This window comes from uncultured Dysgonomonas sp. (genome assembly GCF_900079725.1).
Taxonomy (GTDB): Bacteria; Bacteroidota; Bacteroidia; order Bacteroidales; family Dysgonomonadaceae; genus Dysgonomonas.
Map to the genome: position 1 here is coordinate 4,711,681 of NZ_LT599032.1, position 24,725 is coordinate 4,736,405.

Annotated in this window: 15 protein-coding genes; 10 read left to right on the forward strand and 5 right to left on the reverse strand. The window is 37.8% G+C overall.

The window, feature by feature from the left end; genetic code table 11:
* Positions 1-3: 3 nt before the first annotated feature.
* The 5 genes from QZL88_RS19255 to QZL88_RS19275 all read right to left on the reverse strand — a co-directional run bounded on the left by QZL88_RS19255 (position 4) and on the right by QZL88_RS19275 (position 6,821).
* A complete protein-coding gene (locus QZL88_RS19255; RefSeq protein WP_296944124.1) occupies positions 4-2,160 on the reverse strand; it encodes a hypothetical protein in 2,157 nt (718 codons plus the stop codon).
* A gap of 42 nt (positions 2,161-2,202) precedes the next feature.
* The gene (locus tag QZL88_RS19260) at positions 2,203-4,116 is read right to left on the reverse strand and encodes an FISUMP domain-containing protein (protein ID WP_296944127.1); all 1,914 of its coding nucleotides are present in this window, start codon (positions 4,114-4,116) and stop codon (positions 2,203-2,205) included.
* A gap of 12 nt (positions 4,117-4,128) precedes the next feature.
* Positions 4,129-5,019 (reverse strand): FimB/Mfa2 family fimbrial subunit, encoded by an 891-nt coding sequence (locus QZL88_RS19265; RefSeq protein ID WP_296944129.1) that lies wholly within the window; start codon positions 5,017-5,019, stop codon positions 4,129-4,131.
* Positions 5,020-5,120: 101 nt separating this feature from the next.
* Positions 5,121-6,230: a hypothetical protein gene (locus QZL88_RS19270; protein ID WP_296944132.1), complete on the reverse strand. Its 1,110-nt coding sequence runs from the start codon at positions 6,228-6,230 to the stop codon at positions 5,121-5,123.
* 234 nt (positions 6,231-6,464) lie between these two features.
* Entirely contained in the window at positions 6,465-6,821 is a 357-nt protein-coding gene (locus tag QZL88_RS19275) for a DUF3868 domain-containing protein (protein ID WP_296944135.1), read from the reverse strand.
* 869 nt (positions 6,822-7,690) lie between these two features.
* On the opposite strand from QZL88_RS19275, the gene QZL88_RS19280 reads away from it, so the two are divergent.
* From QZL88_RS19280 to QZL88_RS19325, 10 genes are all read left to right on the forward strand, one after another.
* Positions 7,691-8,398 carry a helix-turn-helix domain-containing protein gene (locus tag QZL88_RS19280; RefSeq protein WP_296944138.1) on the forward strand — a complete coding sequence of 236 codons (708 nt, stop codon included), beginning with the start codon at positions 7,691-7,693 and terminating at the stop codon, positions 8,396-8,398.
* A 477-nt stretch (positions 8,399-8,875) separates the two neighbouring features.
* Positions 8,876-10,123, forward strand: coding sequence for a FimB/Mfa2 family fimbrial subunit (locus QZL88_RS19285; RefSeq protein WP_296944141.1), 1,248 nt, complete (start codon positions 8,876-8,878; stop codon positions 10,121-10,123).
* Positions 10,124-10,260: 137 nt separating this feature from the next.
* On the forward strand, positions 10,261-11,268 hold the full coding sequence (locus QZL88_RS19290) for a hypothetical protein (RefSeq protein WP_296944144.1): 1,008 nt from the start codon (positions 10,261-10,263) through the stop codon (positions 11,266-11,268).
* A gap of 37 nt (positions 11,269-11,305) precedes the next feature.
* Positions 11,306-11,905: a DUF3575 domain-containing protein gene (locus QZL88_RS19295; protein WP_296944146.1), complete on the forward strand. Its 600-nt coding sequence runs from the start codon at positions 11,306-11,308 to the stop codon at positions 11,903-11,905.
* Positions 11,906-11,936: 31 nt separating this feature from the next.
* Complete coding sequence (locus QZL88_RS19300; protein ID WP_296944148.1) at positions 11,937-13,796, forward strand: OmpA family protein; 1,860 nt, start codon at positions 11,937-11,939, stop codon at positions 13,794-13,796.
* Between the two features lie 16 nt (positions 13,797-13,812).
* Positions 13,813-16,275, forward strand: coding sequence for a Calx-beta domain-containing protein (locus QZL88_RS19305; protein ID WP_296944150.1), 2,463 nt, complete (start codon positions 13,813-13,815; stop codon positions 16,273-16,275).
* Between the two features lie 75 nt (positions 16,276-16,350).
* Complete coding sequence (locus QZL88_RS19310) at positions 16,351-16,851, forward strand: hypothetical protein (RefSeq protein ID WP_296944153.1); 501 nt, start codon at positions 16,351-16,353, stop codon at positions 16,849-16,851.
* An 80-nt stretch (positions 16,852-16,931) separates the two neighbouring features.
* The gene (locus QZL88_RS19315) at positions 16,932-18,320 is read left to right on the forward strand and encodes a fimbrial protein (RefSeq protein WP_296944156.1); all 1,389 of its coding nucleotides are present in this window, start codon (positions 16,932-16,934) and stop codon (positions 18,318-18,320) included.
* A 15-nt stretch (positions 18,321-18,335) separates the two neighbouring features.
* A complete protein-coding gene (locus QZL88_RS19320; protein ID WP_296944158.1) occupies positions 18,336-19,367 on the forward strand; it encodes a FimB/Mfa2 family fimbrial subunit in 1,032 nt (343 codons plus the stop codon).
* 219 nt (positions 19,368-19,586) lie between these two features.
* The gene (locus tag QZL88_RS19325; RefSeq protein ID WP_296944160.1) at positions 19,587-24,713 is read left to right on the forward strand and encodes a choice-of-anchor L domain-containing protein; all 5,127 of its coding nucleotides are present in this window, start codon (positions 19,587-19,589) and stop codon (positions 24,711-24,713) included.
* The last annotated feature ends 12 nt before the right edge of the window (positions 24,714-24,725 follow it).

The following is a 24,725-nucleotide window of genomic DNA, read 5'->3' on the forward strand; positions in this document are numbered from 1 at the left end:
TATTTATTGTCCTGTTTTTTTCTGTATCAACTGACCTACATACGACTCATGTGATACGCCATTAGTATCGGCATATTTAATGTAAAAATTAATAACACGGGCTGTAGATTCGAGATTCTCTCGTACTGCAACGTTTGAAAAACCGGAATTCTTCGGAGTAGCGGGAACAGTTGTGGAACCGGTAGATGCAAGCATACTGTTGTCTGCATATCTTGCTATTCCGCTCCATGCTACGTTCGCTGTGGCTGTAATCTTTACTACAGAACCGGCAGATGGTAAGTCTATATCATTTGGTTCCATACTGAACAGGCCGACATATGCAGGAACCGTCCTTTTGAATGTGAGTGTTCTCACAACATCGTTCCCTGAATCACCGGTATAGTTTGTCGAGAATGTCAGTGTCGTGGAGAACTTTGTACCTGCAACAGGAGTATCGTCTATCGATGGCATAAAATGAAATGTAATGTCTGCTATCTTAGCTGAAGTTCCCCCGATATTATAAGGAGCTTCTAATGGATGCGACATACTTAAAATTGTGTTTGGAAAGGCATTGTTATTTGTATTATCCGATGCAGAATACTTCCAGCGTGCATTCGTTCTGAACTTAACATTGTAAATCATGCTTTGATCTGCTGCGCCGAAATCGATAGTTTCACCGTCTGTGAGATCCTTAAACTCGAAAAGAGGATCAACACTATAATAAGTTATTCTTTTTGTCAGATTTCCGGCCAAGATATCCAGATATCCAATTTCTGCCTTGTCTGCTGCCATGGTATTTATAATCAAACCTATCTGGGTAGTACCTGAGTTTCCTTGTTTGTTGGTCACTCTCAGCCAATCGGGATTTGTTTTACCATTTTTATCAGTGATTTTTATTTTCCAACCTTCCGGTTCATTGGTATTGACTACCAGTTTTGAGGCTTCTTCTGTCCCATTGAGATTTCTCCCTGAGTAAGATAAAAATTCACTTATATCTACACCAAGCATATATCGTCCGTTGAAAACAATATCCTTAATGAGGCCCTCATCATATACTATAGGTGTAATATCCAGGTTAGAATGAGCCATATATGATGCCAGTGCATCTTCGAGAGACGGCAACCCGGCACCTGTAACGCTATTTATTTCTACTTCGTATCTGTAATTACGCAGTAGAGGCATGTAGTCTCCCTTTTCGATTCCTGTAGCAGCTTCAGGATAAGTGAAATCGACCCGGTAGAAAGAAGGTTCATTTGCTCCATTATATTTTCCTTCGATAATCAGACAGGTTGCCTCTTTACGGTCGATGTGGTCATATCCATTACCGTCACTGGCAGCATTTGCCTCGAATGTATATATTTCACCACTGAATACAGTTACTCCGTTCGCTTCATACTTTATTGCATTTTCTACACCCGTTTTTTTCTCGGTGGAAGCAGGAAGATTTGGGTTGGTTGCGGCTGCGGAAGCTAATTCGCCCAGAGTATTCCAAGTGGATGCAATTCGCCCATTGGTATTATAATTGCATAGATAGATGTTAGATAGTTCGAATGTAGCCGGAGTAACAGCAGCATTTACCTTTACATCTATACGGGCCAGCATTCTGGTTAAGGATACATTTGTTATATGCATTCCTATTGTTATATCTATCTTGCCTGTTTCGGCCGTCATCGGTATATTTCTATAAATACCATTGACATCGGATTCCCATTTGTTTTCATAGGAGTATTCCAATAGATTTAGGACATCGACTTTTGTAGATATATCGGTTGTGAGCGACCCTAAAATATTACCAACTTGTGTCCGCGCATTTGCCACCAATAGTATATTACAATCGGTATCTTCCTCTATAACAGTGTGAAATCTAGCTGTGCCACTTGTGTTTTTAATATTTGTTGCCTCTTTATGATAGATGAAAGTCTGCTCTCCCGAATTATTTACTTTAAATATAAATACATCGACTTCAGTTACTTCATTTTCTTTAGTACCATCCATAGAATATGTAGATGGTAGATTCAATCCCGGAATGTTTAATGTAAAGTTTATGGCATGCTTTGACGTATCATCCGGCTCAATATTGGCCTCTTCGTTGCGGCAAGAGAAAATCAGAGGCAACGTAGAGATTAAGAGCAGGTAGATTAGCTTGCTTTTATTCCTTATTTTATATGCTTTATTTTTCATTTTCTATGTGAATGTAAATCGTCATTATAATAGAATTGAATCTTAATCTTTTACACAACGTACCGAGAGCCAGTTATTTTCGCTAGTCAGTACAGGTCCACTTATATTATTGGAGTTGCCACTATAATAGTAAGAATTGTTGTCAATTGAAGAGCACCACCAATATCCTCTAATACTCCAGTCGTGCCATTCATTATCGGCTTTAATATAGTAACCGGACATGCTGTTATTATAATTGGATCCGATCCAGAACCTACCCAAAGTGGAAGGTTGTGCTGTAACCACACTGATTAGTGCATTGAATTCTACTTGTGTAGGCAGATGCCATCCTTGTGGACACGCGTTGTCTGCAAGAGTTGACTGCTCCCATGTATAGTAGTGTTGATGGTTGTCTGTTCCAGGTATAGGGCCTACGATTGTACCTCCCTCTCCATATTTATCAGAAGCATAGCCGGGTTCGTTCCCGCTTAACAGTTTTTCTTCTCTCGAATTTTCAACCATCCAGCATTTTCCGTTATACAAATGGGTATAGTAAGCACTGTTTTCTGTTATTTCCATCAATTCGGCTGTTCCGTTATCCCCACAGCCTTTCTGGGCCACTTTTACCACATAGTTCATATTACCGGCAGTTACTGTTATTTGTGCCTGTCTCTTTGCCTGATAGTTGTCGTCATTCGTAGATACTTTCCATTTGTTGGCACTTAGCTGTGCTATTTCGAGCCATCCGGTCACGTTTTCATCAGTGTATGCAATAGGGCTTATACTAATTCCCGACGGATGAGTTGTGCTTATTTCTATTTCCTGATCTTCAATATGATTTTTGAAATCGATAGTGGCTTTGTCCAGTGTCAGATTATACTGGCCTTCGAACATAATATTTTGCTTTGCGAGATTCCAAGGAGTGATTGTCGCGCTTATTTTTATTTCTCCATCAAAGGCGTTTTCTGGTGTCTCCGCTCCTTCATCGTCTACAGATTGTATCTCAATATCATAAAGATGGTTTCGAAGAATATCCCCACTAAAATCTCTGATAGATGTTGTTGGAATGTCTATGCGGTAATATGTCACCTTTGACGAATTAGCCGGATAATCAAAATAGCCGCCAACAATGATGGCTGTAGCTTCACCCCGGGTTTCTACTCCTTTAGCCTCGAATGTATATATACTTTGTGTGATTTGATGAGAAGCATCTGTACTATATAGGATATCATTCAACTTTGTTGTTGTGGCATCTTCTGGTACGTCTGCCATCACTACTTTTGTTCCGTCCCAATAGTAATCTTTGTAAGCTATGTATCCTTTGTTTTTACGATTGAATATACATGCATTTACCAACTGAAAATTAGCGATGCCCGTCTTTGTTCTAATATCCAGTCTGGCTAGCATTCTTGTTAAGTCGAAAGTGCCTAAAGTCGAGGTTGTATTGTTGATAACGGTAGGCTCTGTTTTACAATACATCGGAATATTGCGTAATGTACCAGAATTGTTATTGTTTGCATCCCATTCCGTATCGCTGCCGGCTACCAGAAAGGGAAGGACAGAATTTATATTGTCGTCCAACGCAATATTAACGGTGCTTAATTCATCAGATGCATTTGCTAATATGATTAAAACCTGTGACTTATAATATTCGGCAAGAGTTACTTTGAATGTGCCTTCTCCGTCGTTCAGGGATATATTTTCTCCTTTCGATTTGTATGCGTATAGATAATTTCCACTACCATCGTTCATAAAAGCAAGGACATCGATTGTTGTTACTTCTTGTTCTTGTGCCTCCGTCATCGACTTGGTGGCTGAAGACGTATTCTTGCGCATATCTCCGGGTAGTTTCAATGAGAGCGTAACAGTCTTCATATTTCCCTTATTTACAATGTCATTTGATTTGTCATTGTCTTGACAGGAAAATCCCAGAATAAAGAGAATTAATATGATATAGGGTGATATTTTTTTCATCATTAATCTATTATGTTAAATTTCTGGTTCAACAGGTACTTCTTCCCATTTAAGAAGTTCTATCGTTACATTTCCATTTTTGAACAGAATCAGTATAGGAATAGTCAGTTCTTCGCCTTCCTGAACAGTAATAGAATTATCTTCCATAAATTTACGGAGTCCCACTGTACATAATATGTTGTTTCCGATAGCATTGTCCAAAAGTTCTATCGTTATAGGGTTGTCATTTTCAAATCGCAACGTGTTGCATCGTGCGATAGCTATTTTTTTTGCATTATCTATTTTTATATCAGGGTAATAGGTCGTTCCTGTCCCTGCCGTTTGCATATCGAAATTGCAGGTAGGGTTGAGATTGTTTATCCTTACTACCGGATAGTGTGCAGGTAAGAGGTCTGTAGATAATGCTGCCAGACCTTTTACATATACATATATTTTGATGTGTGAAGGTTTGAAATAAACAATATGTTCAACTCTGTTTCTGGATGTGATCGTGAAATCATGTTTTCCGTAATATAATGAATCATGTGTCGGTATTTGCAGAGCTGTACCATAGTTGGGATGTGAAATTATCCCATCGTGTATGAATGAATTAGGATTGAAACAGGTAATACGCGTATCTTCAAAAGCATTGCCCCAACAAATAGCAGTGTATTCTCCTGTATTGAGCGTTAGATATGTTCCTTGAAACGAATTAAGATTTTCTTTGTCAATCTGTTGATCGAGAACGTGTGCTCCATCTTTATCAAAAATACCAACATTTACCCGATTAATACGATCCGGAAAACTGGGATAGTCGAAATGTAAAATGACATTATTCAGAGGAGGACAGTCGTCCATGTTGTCGCCTATACATCCAAATAAGAATATCGAAAGAATGAGTACAGGCAGAGCTTTCAACAGTTTCATTTATTTTCTATTTAAATTTCCTCGTTTTGAAAAATCCATGCAAGCGGGCAGAAAAGCCTGCCTGCATGAATTATAATTAAGTCTAGTGCGCCTATTATAGATTATAGAGCCGGTTCAACATCTACGCCTACCCATGCTTGTACCTGAACGGTTACAGTAACATTTCTAGCTCCGGTTTCTGGTTTCGGACTCAGATCTTTTCCATCTATATCGATAGATGTGATCTTATATACTTTTCCGGCTTCGAGATGAGTCAGTTCAAGAGTAGTATTACTATCTATCAATTTTGTTATTGTCAGAAAAGCAGGAGAGAACCCGAGATTACCACTGGTTGTTGTTACATCTTCTAATTTTGCAACAATGTGAGGTACAGATGTCTGAACTTTGGTGTCGATAGTAGTACCATTACCTGCTGCAGGCGGCATAATAAAGTATGCCCATTTGTGTAGGGGATTAAGCGGCTTGAAAGATGCATCGGCAGTTACGCTGGCATTCGTCCATTCATCTTTGAAACGTACAGGATATGATCCGTCTGTAAATTCTATAGCGTCAGCCCCGTATTGAAGAATATCTGTTGCTAGAGTAGGGACATCAGCATAGTTTATACTAACTTTAGTATAAGCATTATTAATATAGATACCTGTTAATTTGAAATCTACCAAAGGCAATTCGGCACCGGTCGTTTTAGCTTTTATTTCTCCAATCTCGATGCGAGAAATAGCTGCGCGTACAGGAACATTTACAGCTGCATCTCCAGTTCCGGTAATGGTACCGGATCCTAAAAGGTTGACTGCAGTTTCCGCATGTGTTTGTACACCATGTTCAAACATTACAGCTTCTAGCTGGGCTTTGGTCGTAATAGTAGTTGGTAATGCCGGAGAAGTTAAAGATGTACTATTGCCAACTATGATGATTTCTGTAGCAGCCGCAGGGACGTCTGTAAATTGTTTAACAGGGAAGCCTGCTTCACTATTGTCCATAGAGCCTCTTTTCAGTATATTGCCGCCACCTATAAAGAATACTTCAGCATCATAAATATCCGGGGCCACATCAATGGCAGTTTCTTCCTCTGCATACGTTGTTGGTTTCACAATTTTGACTGTTACATTCTTCGGTTCCCCTGTGTCTGCAGGAATAGCCTCATCGCTACCACAACTCGCAAAGCCAAATAGGAGAGTAGCAGCTGTAATCATTACATACTTAAATTTCATTTTCAATTGTTTTTAATGAATAATAAATTAATTGTGTTATCAGAATATTTTTATATGACATAGAGCCCAATCATAGAATAACATCTATGCTGATTTTTCTTTTCGTGTGAGAGATTTTTAGTTCAAGAGTATATTGCAACTATTCTTCTGCAATTCTCAAATACTCTTTATTCTGATTATAAATGCATTCTGGGCTATGCAATTATATTTGTTGAATTCTAACCTGGAAATTTGTTATTGTACTATCATTTGTATTTGAGCTTCGTTCATCCAGTTTTCATAATTGATCTGCACAGAATATGTGCAACTGAACGATTTGCTTCCATTGATTGCCTTATATATGTTATAAACAGAACTTACTGTTTTTTTTCCGACCGACCGCACCATTTGTTTATAGCCTTTATGCCGGCTTTTTCCATTAATCAGAAAATAGGGAAGTTCTTTTTTATATTCACCTACAGCCAACAGAGGTGTTAGTGTTATATATTCATTCTCTGCTATATGAAAAGGTGGCATTTTTATTTGTAGGTCAATATGCAGATATTCTCCTTTTTTTATACACTTATCTTTCTTGATAATCTGTGAAATCATAATTGTTTTTCTTTATAATTGCAGTTCGAATCTACTATTAACAAATCTGGAAGTATAGGCATTGCTATAATGTCTCTCATTCAACGATTACAAAAGTAACTGGACTTTTCATCTGTCTTGTTATTCAAACTTGCCTAGAATTACATAGAAATTACCTTTTTAAGACTTGAGTTAAAATTAATTAATGTAGATTAAAATTTTTAAAAATACATTTTTGTTTCAATTTGTTACTTTATTAAATTACTTATTGTTTGTAATCGATCTAGATAATCTTATCTAGGATGTGGAATGGTTGTGTAGCTTACTAATAGTCATTTTTAGACTGTATTTCAAATAAATAAAAAAGTATGAATACTCTTGGCCAGAGATGAATTTGTTTCGAAATATGTAACCTGTGTTTTTTCATTAATGAAAACAGGTATCAAGTTTATATTAAAAAAATTAATATATTTGCGAACACTAATATAAAAAATATAGGAGCAGGCTTCTTCTATAAATAAGGGGGGATAATATTTCGCAAATGTCATAAACTATATTGTATTGATAAAGCAGAGGGATCTTAACTGAATAAGCCGAGAATAAAATAATTTACCTGAAACGAAGTGTATATTGTGAGTGATGGAATTTACTATCTCTTAGATGGTTTCTTTTTCTTATATATGTACTTCCGCTTGGGGATTTGTTAACACGTCAAAACAACATATATATTGATTATGGGTATCATTACGGACTTCCATGAGCATAAAACATGTGTCAATTATGAAGATGTTAACACTAACTCAAATAAAAAACCAATTATTGAAATTACTGAATTCTTGAAAGGGAAAATCAAGGAGAAAACTCTCTCCGAATCTAAAATCATGTTAGTTATGAAAGGCGAATTTCGTATATCGTATGAGAGACATATCGATAAAAAAGTAAAAGAAGGAAAGATGCTCTTGCTTCCGTCCAGCAGTAAATATATTGCGAGAGCTGAGGAGGATGCTTCTGTTTTTATTTTTAGACTTCGGGATAAAATTGAATTATGCGACCGTGTCGGTTTAGAACAATTATTTCATAAGTTTAAAGAACCGGATAATAGTTTTAACTTATTGGATATAAAGGAAGAGGTATCTTATTATCTAAAGGGACTGAAAGCTTGTTTGACAGACGGGTTACGTTGTCGCTACTATTTCGAATTGAAAATGAAGGAATTCTTTTATCTTATAAGGGCTTATTATACAAGAGAAGAATTAGCACGGTTCTTTTACCCATTACTGAGTAACGATACAAGTTTCTCTGAATTTGTATACAATAATTACAATAAAGTAAAAACAGTACAGGAATTAGCCTCATTGTCTAACTATAGTCATTCGGGCTTCATCAAGCGCTTTAAAAAGACATTTGGAGTACCGGCGTATCAATGGATTAAGCAACAGAAAGCCAGCCGTATATTACATGAGATTAACTGTACGGATAAAACACTGAAAGAGATATGTGATGAACATGATTTTAGTTCATTATCGCAGTTTAATGACTTTTGCAAATCAAATTTTGGATATCCTCCTAGTTATATAAGGAAGAATAAAGTATTCTGAAAAATAGATTGTAAATAAGTATAAGCGTTAAAATAATAATGTCGGCGCAACTGAATTTTTCGGTTGCGCCAATTTTTTTATGTATCGCAAACATATTATAAATCAAGCTGGTTTCGGCAGTATTAAAACTTGCAAAGAAAGAGTGATACGTAATGTTTTTATCGGATCAGCTAAAATATATGTCAGAATTATGAAATAAGGGGTAAATATTAATAAGTGCACAAAACGTTTATTAGCCTAAGTTTGCAAAGGTTTTTCCAGTTAGTGTTCATCAATCACTGTTTTGTGATACAAAGGTAAATTTTAGTTTTTAATTGTAACAAATTACAAAAAAATTAATCACTTAAAATCAAATGTTGAAGCTGCACCTCTTTTATGAAAAGGTAAGCCAAACAGTTATAATGATAAAATATTACGAGGCCAATGTTAACGGTATTTTATTATTAATAACAGAATATAATTTAATTTATTTAACAAATGAAGAAAGTTTTTATTAGTTTAATTACTGCTACACTATTGTTCTCTGCATGTAGTAACGATGACGGGCAAAAGCCTGATGGAGACGAAAACAAGACGGGTTCATTATCATTCAATCTTGCGTTTGAGGAAGCAGGTTCGGGTATCAAAGCCACAGCTCTATCAAAAGCTATACCGATCACAAATTGGAGTAATATTGAGCGTGCACAGATGTTTTTATATGAACAGGGAACCGGTAAGGTTGCTTTTTCTTACGAAATACTACCATCTGATGGGAATACGACTTTTCCCTGGTCTAATATTCCTGTAGGTGATTATGACCTGGCATTAGTTGCGAATATGAAAAATAGTGCAAAAAATAATATCACTACTTATGTCGCCGGAGGTACAACCAGCGAGGCAATTACAGACTTTAATGTAAGGGGTAGACTTTTAAATTCTCAGATCTTTATGGACCTTAAGAAAATCACTTTTCCTACAGGACATGTTTTTGAAACAGGAGATGAAGCATATGCACCTGCTTCGGAAGTATTCACAGCTTATGCAGAAGATGTTCATATCGTAGAAGGAACTCCAGCTAATCTGGGTACTTTAAAGCTCAAGCGCGATGTCTCTCTTATGCGTGTAAGGATCAATAAGAATGCCGCTTTCCTTAATGAAACAGGGAAAAAAGTAAACTTTGCCGATGCTTCTAACTTTATTGTTGTTCATAGGTTACCTGTTGGTTTTGGAGTTAAGACCCCACATACATCACCGGTATTTTTGGGCGGTATCTTAAATCAGAATTCAAACGAGAATCGGATAATGATAGGTGCTACGGGTAATGCTACATTCAATACAGCTAATCCTGGTGCGGATAAATATAAAAATCCGGAGATCATAGATGCAGATTTCACATTGTGGCAGGATATAATAGTATTACCTAACGTTCTGACAACTGCTAGTATGGATATTAGCGGAGATGCACAGGACAGTAGAAAATACTATGTAGTAATCAGCGCTTTGGCTCCAGCCGGATATAAACTTGATGATGGAACGGAAATAACAACTCCAACACCTTTATATTGGTCAGGAACCATAAAAGGAGGATTTACTCCGAATGTAATCCGTGAAGTAAACCTTACAATCAGGTCACGCGGTTCGATAATAAATCCTCCCGGTCCGGAAGAAGAAGGTGATTTGATAATCACAGTAGAACCGCCTCAGGACTGGAATGATAACATACAAAGAACAGATCAGGAAGTTTAATTAAATACAGCATTCAGACACATCAATCTATTACTTGATCTACTCCTTTAGGTGCAATGATCCGGAGTTAAATTCGGATTATTGCATGGGAAGGAGTAACCCAAACAGAAGCTTTTCTTCACAAAGCAAAAGAACAAATGACAAATAGAATATATAGCGGTCTACTTTATTTTATATTATCGGTATGCATCTGTTTTACGCCATCTTGTACATATGATTATTTCGAAGATGAATCGAATTATGTAATATATGTCCCTAAGGTTGACGTAAATACGCGGACGGATACTTATAAGATAGATGATATCAGCATCTTTATATATAACAGTAATCTGGAAAAAGAGCGTTACTCATCCTATCCATTCGAGGATAATGCCCGTACAAGAGTTGGCAATTTTAATTTTAAGCTTTTTCCCGGAGAGCATTCTGTATATTGTTTCACAAATATTTCCGGAGTCAATTTTTCAGAGACCGATGACTTCAGCACAGCTCGCTTTGGTTTGAAACAAAATGAAGAAGGATATTATGAAGAACCGTCAGTAATTTTTTTGGAAAGCATGAAGCCCTTCATCCATTTTCCGGGGCCTGTGGTGACAGATACTGCATGGTTTGAAAAGAAATATATAGGGCGCATATGTGTTGCTTTCAAAAATATGACCAACCTGAATTCTTCACTCACTTTTAATAATATCAAGAAAGTTGAAATATTAGCAAAAGGAGTGGGAGTAACACAATACTTATCTCAAATAGAAATAACAGACCCACTTGATACAAGGTCTTCACGTAACAGTATCGATGACAAAATTTTACTTATCTCACAGTTATCCGAAAATCCATACCCGGATTTTGACTTTGGATTTGATAATTACTATTTTCCTTCTCTAGGCGCAGTCGATGGCGTAACGGAGCCCATAAGCCTTCAACTGAGCTTCCTGGATGAAAATAACAATATAATAAGTACGCTTGCCATAGACCTGATTGACAGACTTACCGGGGAAGCGACTATCCTTCATATGGATGAAACTCTCCTTGTGACAGTAGATGGAAATAATATACAGATACTTCGTCTGGAAGATCCGTCAGACTGGAACTCTGATATCGAATCGGGGGGGAATAATACTCCCGGGGGTGGAGGAACAGAGATATGATAAGACGAATAACTAATAAATAAACACGATTGAATAAATGAAACGTCCTTTGCGGTACATATTTAGCAGCTTACTTTTATTCATAGTCTGTTGTCCCGGAGCCGACGCTCAGGCTATAAAAACAAACATACCCCTGATTGTTACAGGAAATCCCAATATAGGTATTGAATGGTCGGTCGGAAAACAGCTTACTGTTAATGGCGATGTTCTTTGGGCGCCTTATCTGTTCAAAAAGAACGAAGAGGTATTCAGAACACTTATAGGAAGCGTCGATCTACGATATTATATCAAGCCAAAGTATTATTATACCAATGATCTTTGGGATGGATTGTACATCGGTCCTTATGCTATGGTCGGAAATTTTAATATTGGCCTCAAAAACAGCGATGATACTAAAACCAGTTATCGAAGAAAAGGATGGGGACTTTCCACTGGTGCTACCATTGGCTATAAATTTTACCTATCCAGCAGATTTCGGTTAGATATCAATGCCGGTGTCGGATATGCCCATTTACAATACGATAAATTCGAACTGGGAGGAGAATACGCCGATTTTCCTCTGGAAAGTAAAAAAACGAAGAGTTATTGGGGACCGACCAAATTTGGAATTCACTTAGTGTATAATATATTCAGATAATATATAACTAATGGTAAACAGAAAAATAAGAATGCGATTTTTATCCTTGTGCTGTTTGGTTGCATTATCCTATAATGCATATACACAGGATGTACGGCAGGATAGGCAGGATAATAAAGCCCGTAAAATAGAGGTAAAGGCTGACCGCAAGTTTGTTGAACAGGATTTCGATAAAGCGATGAAACTTTACGAATCAGCATTAAAAGAAGTAAAGACAGACGCTTATATAGCCACCCTTCATCTGAAAACTGCAAGGCTGTATCTGACATTACTGGATTACGTTTCGGCGATACCTCATTACGATGCAGCAATATCATCAAACGAAAACCTATTTACATCAGTAGATATCTGCAATTATTTGGATGCATTGAGGTATTCGGGTGAAAAACTGAAAGCAATCAGAATTGCAAGGGAATACGCCTATAGAGATGTATACAAAAAGGATCAACGTTATTTGAATATATTACATGCTCTAAATTATGAAGATGGTTTCTTACCTGTAGGTACACCTGAATTTAATATTCAAAAACTTGATAAGTTTAATACGCCATATTCTGAATTTTGGGTAGGTAAAATGAAAAATGAATACTTCTATGCTACAAGTAGCAGCCAGTTTCATGACCCTAATAAAAAGTTTTATCACAGAACCAGATATTATTCTTTGGATGAGAATTCCGAGTATTCGATCAACTCAACGAAAAAAGGAAAATCCAAACCGTTGTTGCATATGATTCCTGTCGATTTGCAAAATGGTCCTTTATCATTCTCCGATGATATGTCGAAAATGATAGTGACTGAAGTTGCGTATGACAAAGGCGAATCTGTTGAGATGTCTTCCGGAGGCGTGAATACATATAAAACAAAATTATGTTATTCAGAATATAATAAGAATCGTAAAGGCTGGTCTGCATTCAGGGCTGCTTTTCCTCAGAAGGAAGGGGCATCTTATGCTCATCCTTTTATATTCAACAGGAATCGTTCTGTCCTTTTCTCATCCGATATGGATGGTGGCTATGGTGGCTATGATATCTATATTGTTCATTGGGATGAAAAGCTACAAAGCTGGGGTGATCCTATTAATCTGGGTGCACAGGTGAATACAGAAGGCGATGAGATATCTCCTGCTATATTTAATGATATGCTGGTTTTCTCATCAAATGGGCATGTCGGCTTTGGAGGATATGATATCTACGGAATAAGCTACGAAAATGGTAAGATAATAGATGGAAGCCTTACTCATTTCGATTACCCGATAAATACTGTTCTCAACGACTTCAGTATGCTGAGAATAGACAAGGATAGGGGATACGTGGTATCAGACAGGCAGCGTTTCAATAAAGATGATATCTTTTATTTCGAACGGAATAAGAACTTCGGCAGTGAAAATCTTATATATGGAATGTCGGAAGTTGATGCCATAACAAATGGAGCTATAGTTTTAGTCAATAACGAAGGTAGCTTCAATAGACCTCGCCGTGAGTCTGTGCCTAAATTCAGCCTCGAATCCGAGTCCTTACTGAGTGTGTATTTCGATTTCGACAAAGCGGTTTTACTTCCTTCTGCAATTCAGGAATTAAAGATATGGCTTGCAGAAACAGACCTCCATAATATAGAGTCTTTGATTATTGATGGATATGCTGATGAAATGGGAACGGAAGCCTACAACTACGACTTATCGAAAAGGAGGGCTGAAGTTGTTGCCCAATGGTTATCACAACAAGGTATTAAAGCACGGGCAAGGGTAACAGGTAAAGGTCAGATATTCATCAATAATGATTCTCCGCTAGAAGTCCCATTTTATAATGATAACCGGAATACTTCTATTTGGAACCATAGAATATGGATGAATAGAAAAGCCAGAAGGGTAGATATAAAAGCAGTAATTAAATAACATAACAAATATATACATGAAGTACAGAAGAAAAATATTCGAAAGTTTACTGATTTGTGCTCTATTGATTGGGTTTTCAGTACAAAAGGCTAATGCCCAGTATATGCCGGTAGTCTATGACAGAACGTATGATGGCGAAGGTATTCAATACCAGCATATTTATCCGGCTTCGGATGGTCAGGTTGTTTTGGTTGGGTCAGTAGGAGAGAAGACCACAATAACATGGGTGAAGCGTGGAGGGGATATCTATTTCTCTCATTCGTTGCCATCGGGTTTCACGTCAGTGAACAGTGTTTCTTACATAGACAAAGATAAAATATTGATTTTGGGACAATCCAATTACCTTATTCTGAAAAAGAAGACCAATAAAGTATGTGGACGTGCCATCATTGTAGATAACACAGGCAAAATTCTGACAGATGTATATCTGGGGGAAGACGGTAGCGAATTATTCTGTGGAAAAGTTTTAAAAGACGGCAACCTTGTACTTGGGGGATATGAGCCGAAGACCGGAGATGTAAGAGCCGGATTGTTAGGGAAAGTAGATGCAACAGGGAAAGTCATATATAAATACCTTTCCAGTGAAAGCGGGACTTGTATCGGGTTCGATGTTTTAGGCAGTACTACAGAATATATACATGCCGCATTTACCGGAGAAGAGGGGACCACTGCTTCTGTAGTTCGTTTAGATAGTAAGGGTAAGCCTTTTTTTGTCACTAATCTGCCCGATCAAGGTTTCCATATACACAAAATGATAACAGCGCCTGACGATCATATTTTTCTTATTGGAAGCAGTGCATCTACAGGTGGACGTGTTATAAAAATAAGGACAGAAGGAGATATTGTCTTTAATAAGGAAATTGTTCCTGCATCGGAGTTCTCTACCTTAGAGCATCTCTATCTGGCAAACAATGGAAACATATTGGTTGGAGGCAATGGTGGCGATAAATGTTATTACTCGCTTTTGCGTAACGATGGTACCGACCTTTTGAAGTATATCTTGAGAGGAAGTATATCGGGCATGGGGCTGAATCCTGTTTCGGGAGAATCCGTTGTCGTAGGCTTCGATGCAGACCGCAGTCGCGGAACAATTGTAGGATTGGCTAAAGACGGGCGGCAGATATATCAGAAATCTACCGATGGTAATTTCGATAAAACCCAATTGACTCAAAATGGTATTTTTCTAGCCAGTACGGCAACAGGACGTATTTGCATGCTTTCAAATATGGGCGATATGCTCTTTGACCGGTATGCTATCGAAAATGAGAGGAATATTTTTGAAGAAATAAACTTCACCTCCAACGGTGACATACTATTCAAAGGAAGAAATAACCGCGTGGTTAAGCTCGGTCATGGAGTATATGTATCTGATGTGAGGATAAATAAACCGGTTAATGGTTATACAACAGCACTGTTTACAGTGACACTGACAGGATATTCGACCACAGAGCAGGGTGTACCTGTACCTGTAACAGTTGAATACGGAACTAAAGCAGGAACGGCGACCGAAGCCGACAATTACTCTCCGATAAAAGGAAGCCTCTCTTTTGTTCCTGCAAATGACGGTGCTACCCGTTATATGATAAAACAAGATGTGGAAGTCCCTATCAAAGCTAATAACCTAATGGAAGGGCGCAAAGTGTTCGAAATGCATCTGGCTAATGTAAATCACAGTTACCTGGTGAAGCCTGTAGGTATTGGTACGGTTGAGGATCAGGAAGTTTTGGTAAAATTAGTAAATACCGAAGATGGTGTAGAAGACCAGAAAGATGTTACATACGAATTGGGAATATTCAAAACAAACGGTGAGATGCTGGTGAATTCAACCGGATCGGACATTATTATAGATGGTGTATATGGTAAAGGAACAGCTGACGCTTTGGATTTTGATATGGGAGTAATACCGCGCGTTGTTATAAGCAAAGGCCAAAAAACAGGTTCATTTAATGTAAAAACCCTGAATGATACACGCTATGAGTTACCTAAGTCAGTGGTGGTGGATTTCAATAAAATACATGCTATAAATGATGCGAATATCAATTTTGAAAGCTCGCTGTTGAGTTGTGCCGGTAATATTATCGACCAGCAGGCTATGATTGCAATTACTTCTTTGGGTGACCATGGAAGAATGAATAATATTGTCTCAGGATTTTATCGCATATCACTGTTGAGAGCATCTGATGGAGCATTACTGACAAATGCTACAGGAGGAGATGTAAATGTAACTTGTTCAATTGGAACTGAAACTACGGCTACAGAGGGGAAAGACTTTGTACTGACTAACCTTCACGACCTCCGTATCTGGGGCGATGGTAATCGTAGTACAGTAAATCTGAATGGTATCGTTCTCTTCGATAAAGATAAGGCCGGGCCTAAAAAATTAGTTATGGAAATTAATTCTGTAACCACACCGGAGTATAGCCCACAAATATCCATTTCAACCGAAGGCAAATCAGCAAGCTTTGTGATTAATGATTAAGAATTAGAAAAGTATCTGTTTTGTTTTTTATTTGCTGACCCTGTTTTTGAATAACTAATTTAAAGAATGAGAAATATGGAATATTTAAACGTCCCTTCTATTCTGTCTTTTAGACATTCTGTAATTAAAGAGTTTAAGGTATATACCGGTTCCCGTAAAGGTGCTGTAGAGTTGGATTCTTCCGAGTTTGACCCGATGGCCATTTGGAAACAATATATTGTACAGAAAGAAAATCTTTGTCAGGAATTAATGCTGGCGTTTATAGATGATACAACACTAGCTTTCTTCCCTGAAAAATATACTTATACCTATAGATTCGAAAACGGGGTTTTGCAAATATATAATACTATGCATAATTCCTGGAATAATTTTGCTTATGGCGATAGGAATAAACTGGTGATAAAACAGGGTCTTACCGGTGTGGGAAAAGAATTGTCTTTTATGCAGCACAGGGCGAAAAATAGGGATGAAACCTGTTTTGGTGCATTAAATTATGCAGGTGTAAATTCATTATCCTATCTGAAAGATAAAAAAGCTACTATAGCTTGGTGTAATGTACATTATACCTTTCAATAACATCCTGAAAATAATATGCCTGGTTCCTGAACATTAAAGAATGGGGATCAATATAATCGTAAGGATAAATGGTACAAGCAATGAAAAAAATGAATATAAAAGAACATATAAATATGACCATTATACTCCTGTGGATAATGGGATTTGTATGTTCCTGTTCCGGAGATAGTGTCTTTATTGATGAGGGTGGCAATACTGATGGTGACAAGAAGATTTTTCTTTCCATGTTGCTGAACCCGAATGAGGATACAAAAGAAAAGTCGGTAGGCAATATTGATGATTCTGATTTTGAAAGTCAGATTTACAGACTCGACGTTCTAATATTTAAATCAACAGGAGAATATGAAGCGGGGAAAGTTGACGGACATGATTCTGTACCGCGTAAAATAATCAATGGAAATGAGTATCAAACCATAGATGAAATAAAAGGAATCAGCCTGACTGCCGGAAAACGTGACATATATGTTATTGCCAATGCACCGGACGGATATTTTGCCTCTGTAAAAAATATAACACAATTTCTACAGAAATATGAAAATTTGAATACGCAAGGTTTATTTCCTCATCCAGGGACGGTGATTCCCAATCCGGGTGATAATCCTCCAATCGGAGGAATTAATCCTTCGGATTTAAAGACTAATCTTACCATGTGCCATTGTGAAAAGAATGTAAATTTTAAAAATACAGAAGAACAACATTATTTGGGATATACATCAAACAATGGTCGTCCCGGAGATGTTGCATCCGATTATGGGCATGCTTTGTTTGGTATTAATCCGTTTGTGCTGGAACGGCTGGTGGCAAGGGTCGCGATTCAAAAGATTGAATTTGACCTGGCACCTGCTATAGAATTTGAGAAGGATTACCCTACGAATAATTATACCTATCATATCGATTCAGTATTTATGATGAATGTGAAAACTGCATCATGGTTTTCTTCCGAATCGGCAAATGTGCTGTCCGGAAAATTTGGTCATGGATGTAATACAGGATATCAGTTTCTGTGCGATCCCACATTATTAAACAATCTTAACCCTGCAAGCGAATTGACAAGCTATTTAACAGAGCCAATCTTCACACAAAAATATGATATAACATCTGACGTAACAGCTAATGATACCCCTTTATGGTATTATGTTTTCGAAAACGATGAAAGTACCCTTTATCCTACCTATTTTGTGATAGGAGTAAGATACAATTTTGAGAGTACAAAGGATGCAGGGGTTATCAAAACGGTCAAATGCTATTATCCGGTAATAGTGAATGCCCCGGCTCCGGGAAAAACAACACATGATTACATAAAGCGCAATTACCAATATGGTATCAAAGCTACAATAAGAGGTCTGGGAACTGTATATGGAAATAATGCTACCCTCTTGAAAAGTGCACAGAGTCCGAATATGGCGATCGAGATAGATGAAACAATAGGTAGGAATCTCTTTCCTTGGGAAGGAAATACTTATAAGTAAGAAAACAGAAAAATTATGAGAATAAAAACTATTATATATACATCTTTCCCTCGTTTTGTTTTCTTTTTGAAAACATGTATGACTTTATTTCTTTTGACCTTTATTACATTAGCATTAATGCTTCTTTTTCAAGGTTGTACGGATAGTAATGTCATGCAAATAAGTCAGAAACAAGAGGACGGGCAATCAATACTGTCCATGCATACAAAATCTGTACCCGTTGAGTTAATAAATAATTCGCACTTGTATGTATTTGATGAGGACCGGAAATTTGTCAAAGAACAATTTAATGTTGATAAATCAGGAGATAAGCTTTCTATCACTATGACAGTTGGGGAATGGAATCTGGTACTCATCAGTTGTAATACAGATGTTTCAGGTCAATTGAATATTCCGTACGGAGGCAATATTGATACATCTCCCATGTGGGAGACCAAATTGATAGCTCCTGCGAATCAGTTTCTCTCACAGACTCCCGCAGAATTAAGCTATGCACCTATCTTCAATACAGAGATCCAACAAGGCATAACAACTTACAAGGATGCCTCTCTAAACAGAAATGTGGCAAAAATACAGGTGATATTAGAAGAATATACCGGTTTTGGAAATATCGTAGAGGGTACGAATCCTCTTGCTTTTGTGGAGCTACTTGATGTACCTACCACTTTGGCTTGGAGTGGAAAGTATCTTCCTACCAGAGATGCACCTTATCAGTCAGATAAGCCAATAAGAGAATATTTCAATTTTAATAATCAACTGAAAGCAGATACAGTCGATTTTATTGTGCCGGCACACAGAGGTGATGACTCATTTGCTGTTACACATAGCGATACTACGCATCACAAATTACGCCTGCGTGCAAGTATGCCGTTAAATAATGCAAGTTATTATGGAAAAACTCCTATCGAAATACCTTTTGTTCCTAAGATTAACCGTATTGTTCAGGTAGTACTGAAATTCAGAGGTGAACCTGATACTGACCTTGATGTAAAGGTGACGGTGAAAGACTGGGAGGATTTCATAGGTCAGGATATAACATTCGATTAGCGAATAATGATGTAGCCCAAAGTGGGTTATCGAAGTTTTGTAAAGTTTGTGTTAAGGTGAATCCTGTGAGTCGGGAGATTCGCAGGTTTCTTTTAATGGAAGTGTTTGATAAGTAAAAGGTAATATTTAATGCAACATTATTTAATCGTAACCTACTATTGTTGTTGCAGATACAAAAGTAATAAATAGGTCAGAGACCTTAATTAGATTTTAAATGAGATGAGAATCAATAAAATACATAGTAGTTTAAAAGTAATACTCTTTTCTGTATTTCTTTTGCCTTATCTTGGAGCTAATGCTCAGCATATCACTACCGAGGATAGCATTGCAATAGCTAAAGAGAGGGCCAGAGGTTCTATAATGCCACGAACGTCTAATCGTCCGGCATCACCTAATGCAAATAGTATTTCTGTAAACAGGGATGCAGCCATCGTAACATATACCCCGGCTGAACTTGTAGAAAAAATATTCCTCAAAAGCCAGGGAGGTGATTGTGCTACGGAAGGAGTAATTGAAGATGTTACACTTCATGCATTAAACTGGACAGGTACAGCATGGTCAGCAACGAGTCCGGAATACAACAGATCTATGTCGTACTTTAGTGGAGGACAAACGGCGGGAACCCGTGTATTGGGTATAGAAAGTGGGATTTTACTTACCACCGGACCGGGGCTGTATGCAGAAGGTCCCAATAGTAGTGGAAGCGGATCTCAAAGTACGTTGAATGGAGGTAAAGCGCTTAGTGATGCAGATTTGCAGGCTTTAACCACTAATAGTGTAAATTGTGGTACGGTATTGGAATTTACTTTTACACCACAATCATCTCAAATCAGTTTTGAATATGTATTCGGATCGGAAGAATATCCCAATTATTCTAATAATCCGACTTATAATGACGTATTTGGTTTTTTTATATCTGATGAGGATGGTATTTCCAACAAAAAAAATATTGCGATAGTACCCGGCACTACTGATTTACCGGTTGCAATCTATAATGTAAACCAACTAAGAAACACCGAGTATTTTGTAAATTGTTATACTACAGCCGGACAACAAGTAGAATATAACGGACATACAACAGTTTTGACAGCAAAAGCTACCGTAGAGCCGGGGAAAAAGTACAGATTAAAACTAGCTATAGCTAATGTTGGGGATAACAGTTATGGGTCGGGAGTATTCCTTAAAGCTGGTAGTTTCGACTTAGGGCTTGGTATTACTAATCATGGAAATGAGATTCAGGGCATGGATAATGTCTTTCAGGCTTGCGAAAGTAATAAATTCACATTGAAGATAAACAAAAGTTCTGTGGCAAGGACAATCGGAATGACTTATTCCGGAGCTGCTGTGAATTTTATAAAACAGCCGGATGGCAGCAATATGCCTGCGACAATTAATGTACCTGCATATTCGACGGAAGTAAGTGTGCCTTACAAAGTATTGAGTACTGTGTCTACAAACGGTGGAGACTTTAATATTAAGGCAACGATTCCGGGATGTGGTGAAATAACAAAAACAATATATGTATATCAACAGTTTTTATCTGCTACGGTAAAGACTACACCGTCATGTAATGGTAATGACGGTAGTTTATATGTTGAGGCCACCGGCGGTTCTCCACGTGTGGAAATGAGTCGGAATGGAGGAGTCGACTGGCAAAAGATAGCTGTACCTTTTACCGGATTGGCACCGGGTTCATATACAGTTATGGTACGTGACTCTATTGGTTGTAATACAGAAACACTTACTGCAGTTATAACAGGTAAACCCGTTATAAATAATACCTTTACCGAAACCACTGTCTGTGCCGGAACTATTGTGCCTAAAGTAACACTTACAAGCACAGTTGCCGGAACTACTTATGCATGGACATGCAGCAATCCTGCTATCGGTCTAACTTCGGGTACAGGGGATATTCCTCAATTTACCGCGAAGAATACGACCACAGGGCAGTTGGAAGCTACGGTAACAGTTACTCCTACGGCATTTGGTTGTGTTGGTGTTTCAAAAAGTTATAAGATAATAGTCAATCCGGTTGCCGATGTAAAACCTATTTCTAATCTGACAGTCTGTAATAACAGCTTGGTATCGTCTATCCCATTCGAAACTACGGCCATACCAACTAATAAAGTAACGTATACATGGAAAAATAGTAATGCTACTATCGGTCTTGTTGCCAGCGGTTCGGGTTCAAATCTGCCGTCTTTTACTGCAGTAAATTCAGGTATTGCACCTCTAACAGCCACAATAGAAGTAACACCCAAATATGAAGATTGTATCGGCACGCCGTTGACATTTACTATTACAGTCAACCCGACAGTTATCGTGAAGCCTATTACTAATTTGACAGTATGTAATAACACTCAGGTACCATCTATCCCATTTGAAACTACAGCCACTCCATCCGGCAAAGTGACATATACATGGAAAAATAGTAATACGGATATTGGTCTTGTTATCAGTGGTTTTAGTTCAAGTCTGCCTTCTTTTACTGCTGTAAATCCGAGTACTGCACCCATAACAGCCACAATTGAGGTAACACCCAAATATGAAGATTGTATTGGCACGCCATTGACATTCACTATTACAGTCAATCCGACAGCCATCGTGAAGCCTATTGCTAATCTAACGGTATGTAATAATAATTTAGTTCCGTCCATATCATTTGAAACTACAGCTACTCCGACAGAAAAAGTGACATATACATGGAAAAACAATAATACCGCTATAGGGCTTGTCACTAGTGGTTCGGGTTCGAGTCTGCCGTCTTTTACTGCAGTAAATTCAGGTACTACAGCTCTAACAGCCACAATAGAAGTAACACCCAAATATGAAGATTGTATTGGCACGCCGTTGACATTCACTATTACAGTCAATCCGACAGCCATCGTGAAACCTATTACTAATTTGACAGTATGTAATAACACTCAGGTACCATCTATCCCATTTGAAACTACAGCCACTCCATCCGGCAAAGTGACATATACATGGAAAAATAATAATGCTGCTATCGGTCTTGTTGCTATCGGTTCGGGTTCAAGTCTGCCGTCTTTTACCGCGACCAATCCAGGTACTGCACCTCTAACAGCTACAATAGAAGTAACACCCAAATATGAAAATTGTGAAGGTACAAAACTTACATTTATTATTACGGTAAATGCTCCTGTTGTAGCAGGAACTATAAAGGGTAATTCATTTGTATGTGAAAATCAGCACCCATTGGAAATAAAAGAAATTACAGTAGCTTCAGGTGGGAGTAATTCATTCACATATCAGTGGCAGTCTAGCACAGATGACGTAATATGGACAGATATACAAGGTGCAAAAAATGTAAGTTATACGCCCGGCATTCTTGCTACTGATACACATTTCAAAAGGATAACTATCGATGGATTCTGTGGTCAGCAATTTGAAAGCAATACATTTACCATTAAGGTAGTGGCGCAGCCAACAGCTTTATATTGGAAATCAACAGCCGCAGATAGTAATTGGAATAACCCGGACAACTGGATGGATAAAGATGGCAATCAGCTAGGGATGGTGCCATTGGCATGTACAGATGTGCAGATAACGGGAGGTTCGGATAATTATCCTTCACTGGACTTAGGTAGTACACCTGTAAATATATATGGAACTCCGCAATGTAGGAATATTACTTTCCAGTATGGAGCAGAAGTTGCATACCAGTATAAGTTAGCCTATGAAAAAGCATTTGTCCAGTATAATTGGGGGTATTACAGTAATACAAGCGGACTGGCGGAAGGTGCTCAGCCCGACAAGAACGGGGCTGGCTCCCCATGTCTGGTACAAGAACGGGATACCTGGTATGCGTTAGCCGCTCCATTAAAAAATATGGCATCCGGAGACTTTTCATTTGGCGGTTTTCCTCTAACATGGCAAGGTGGTTTTAATATACAAGATCCTGTAACCGGGCAGTCTGTAGAGGTAGAAGCCGGGGATTTCAGTAAAGCATATGCGAGAAATGATATCAATTTGGCAACGACTAATAATGCAATTGCGATCAGAATTCCTTCGTATAAAAATGAGATAGGATACAATGATCATTGCCACATGAATGGCCTTGAGGGAGTTCTGGAATTTCCATACTTTGAAAATGAGACAAAAGCTCCGTTTTATCCGGCTCATACCTACGATAAATTTACGCACGAAAGCAAGTTCTTCTATTTTGATACTAAAACACTTCAGTTGATATATTCTCCGGTAGGACGAATGACACGTGGAACAGACTCTTATAGGTTTATATACGAATCACCTACGAATGCGGTTAAGAATATAACTGTAGGAGGAAGCAGTGTCCCCGGATATGCCCAGGAAGTATCTAAGCAAATAGCTACATCACCGAAAATAATGGTTGGGAATCCGTTTATGGCCTCTATTAACTCTAAACGCTTCCTCGATGCCAATAACATAGATCCGGGTGCGCCGAAGCTATTGGCCAGTGATGGATATTATATATTCAATAGCACATTACAGACATGGCAGAACTTTCCATTTTCGGCAACAAACAATATTAAACCTCAACAGGCATTTATCGTGACATTGGCCGAAGGGGTGAATCATACAGAGTTATTGTATCCATTCGAGGGGACATATGCTCTGACTGGATCTACCTTCAGAGGATTATCTCAAGTATTGCCGGAAGGTAGTTCTCTCTATCTGAAAACGAGTGATAATAATGATATGGCTGGAGACTATGCCATTTTGAATGCATCTCAGGCAGAGGATAATCAGAATAATGTAAAGAAAATGATATATACAGAGGGATATGTTGTCCCCGAAACGTTTTTCATCACGCCTGACGGCAAGGACTATAATCTTGTTCAAGCAATTGAGGATGGTGTCAAAGAAATAGGTATAGGTGTCAAATGCTCCGATACTCAAAAACCTCTGAAGTTTACATTCGAAAATGTGTCTGAATTTTATTCGACCTATGGCGTACGCCCTGTATTAGTAGACAAATTTATGTCTATAGAGCAGGATCTGACCGATAATTATATTTATCATTTTAATCAGCGAAAGACAACTATAGAAAACAGATATATAGATGCAGAAAGGTTTGTCTTGCGTATGGCATCTTCCGGAGATATTGTTGGAAATGTAGATAAAGACATTCATATAGTTTACCAAAATGATGTTTTAGATGTAAAATCTGACCGGATAATTAAAGTTGTTCGCGTATACGACTTGTATGGAAGGCTGATACATTTGAATAGGCAGATAAACTCAACTGTTTATACCAAACCTCTATCGTTAGCCCAAGGCTTGTATATCGTAAAAGTACAAACAGAAGATGGCAAAACTAAAGTGGAAAAAATAATGGCTTTGTAATGTAATAATTTA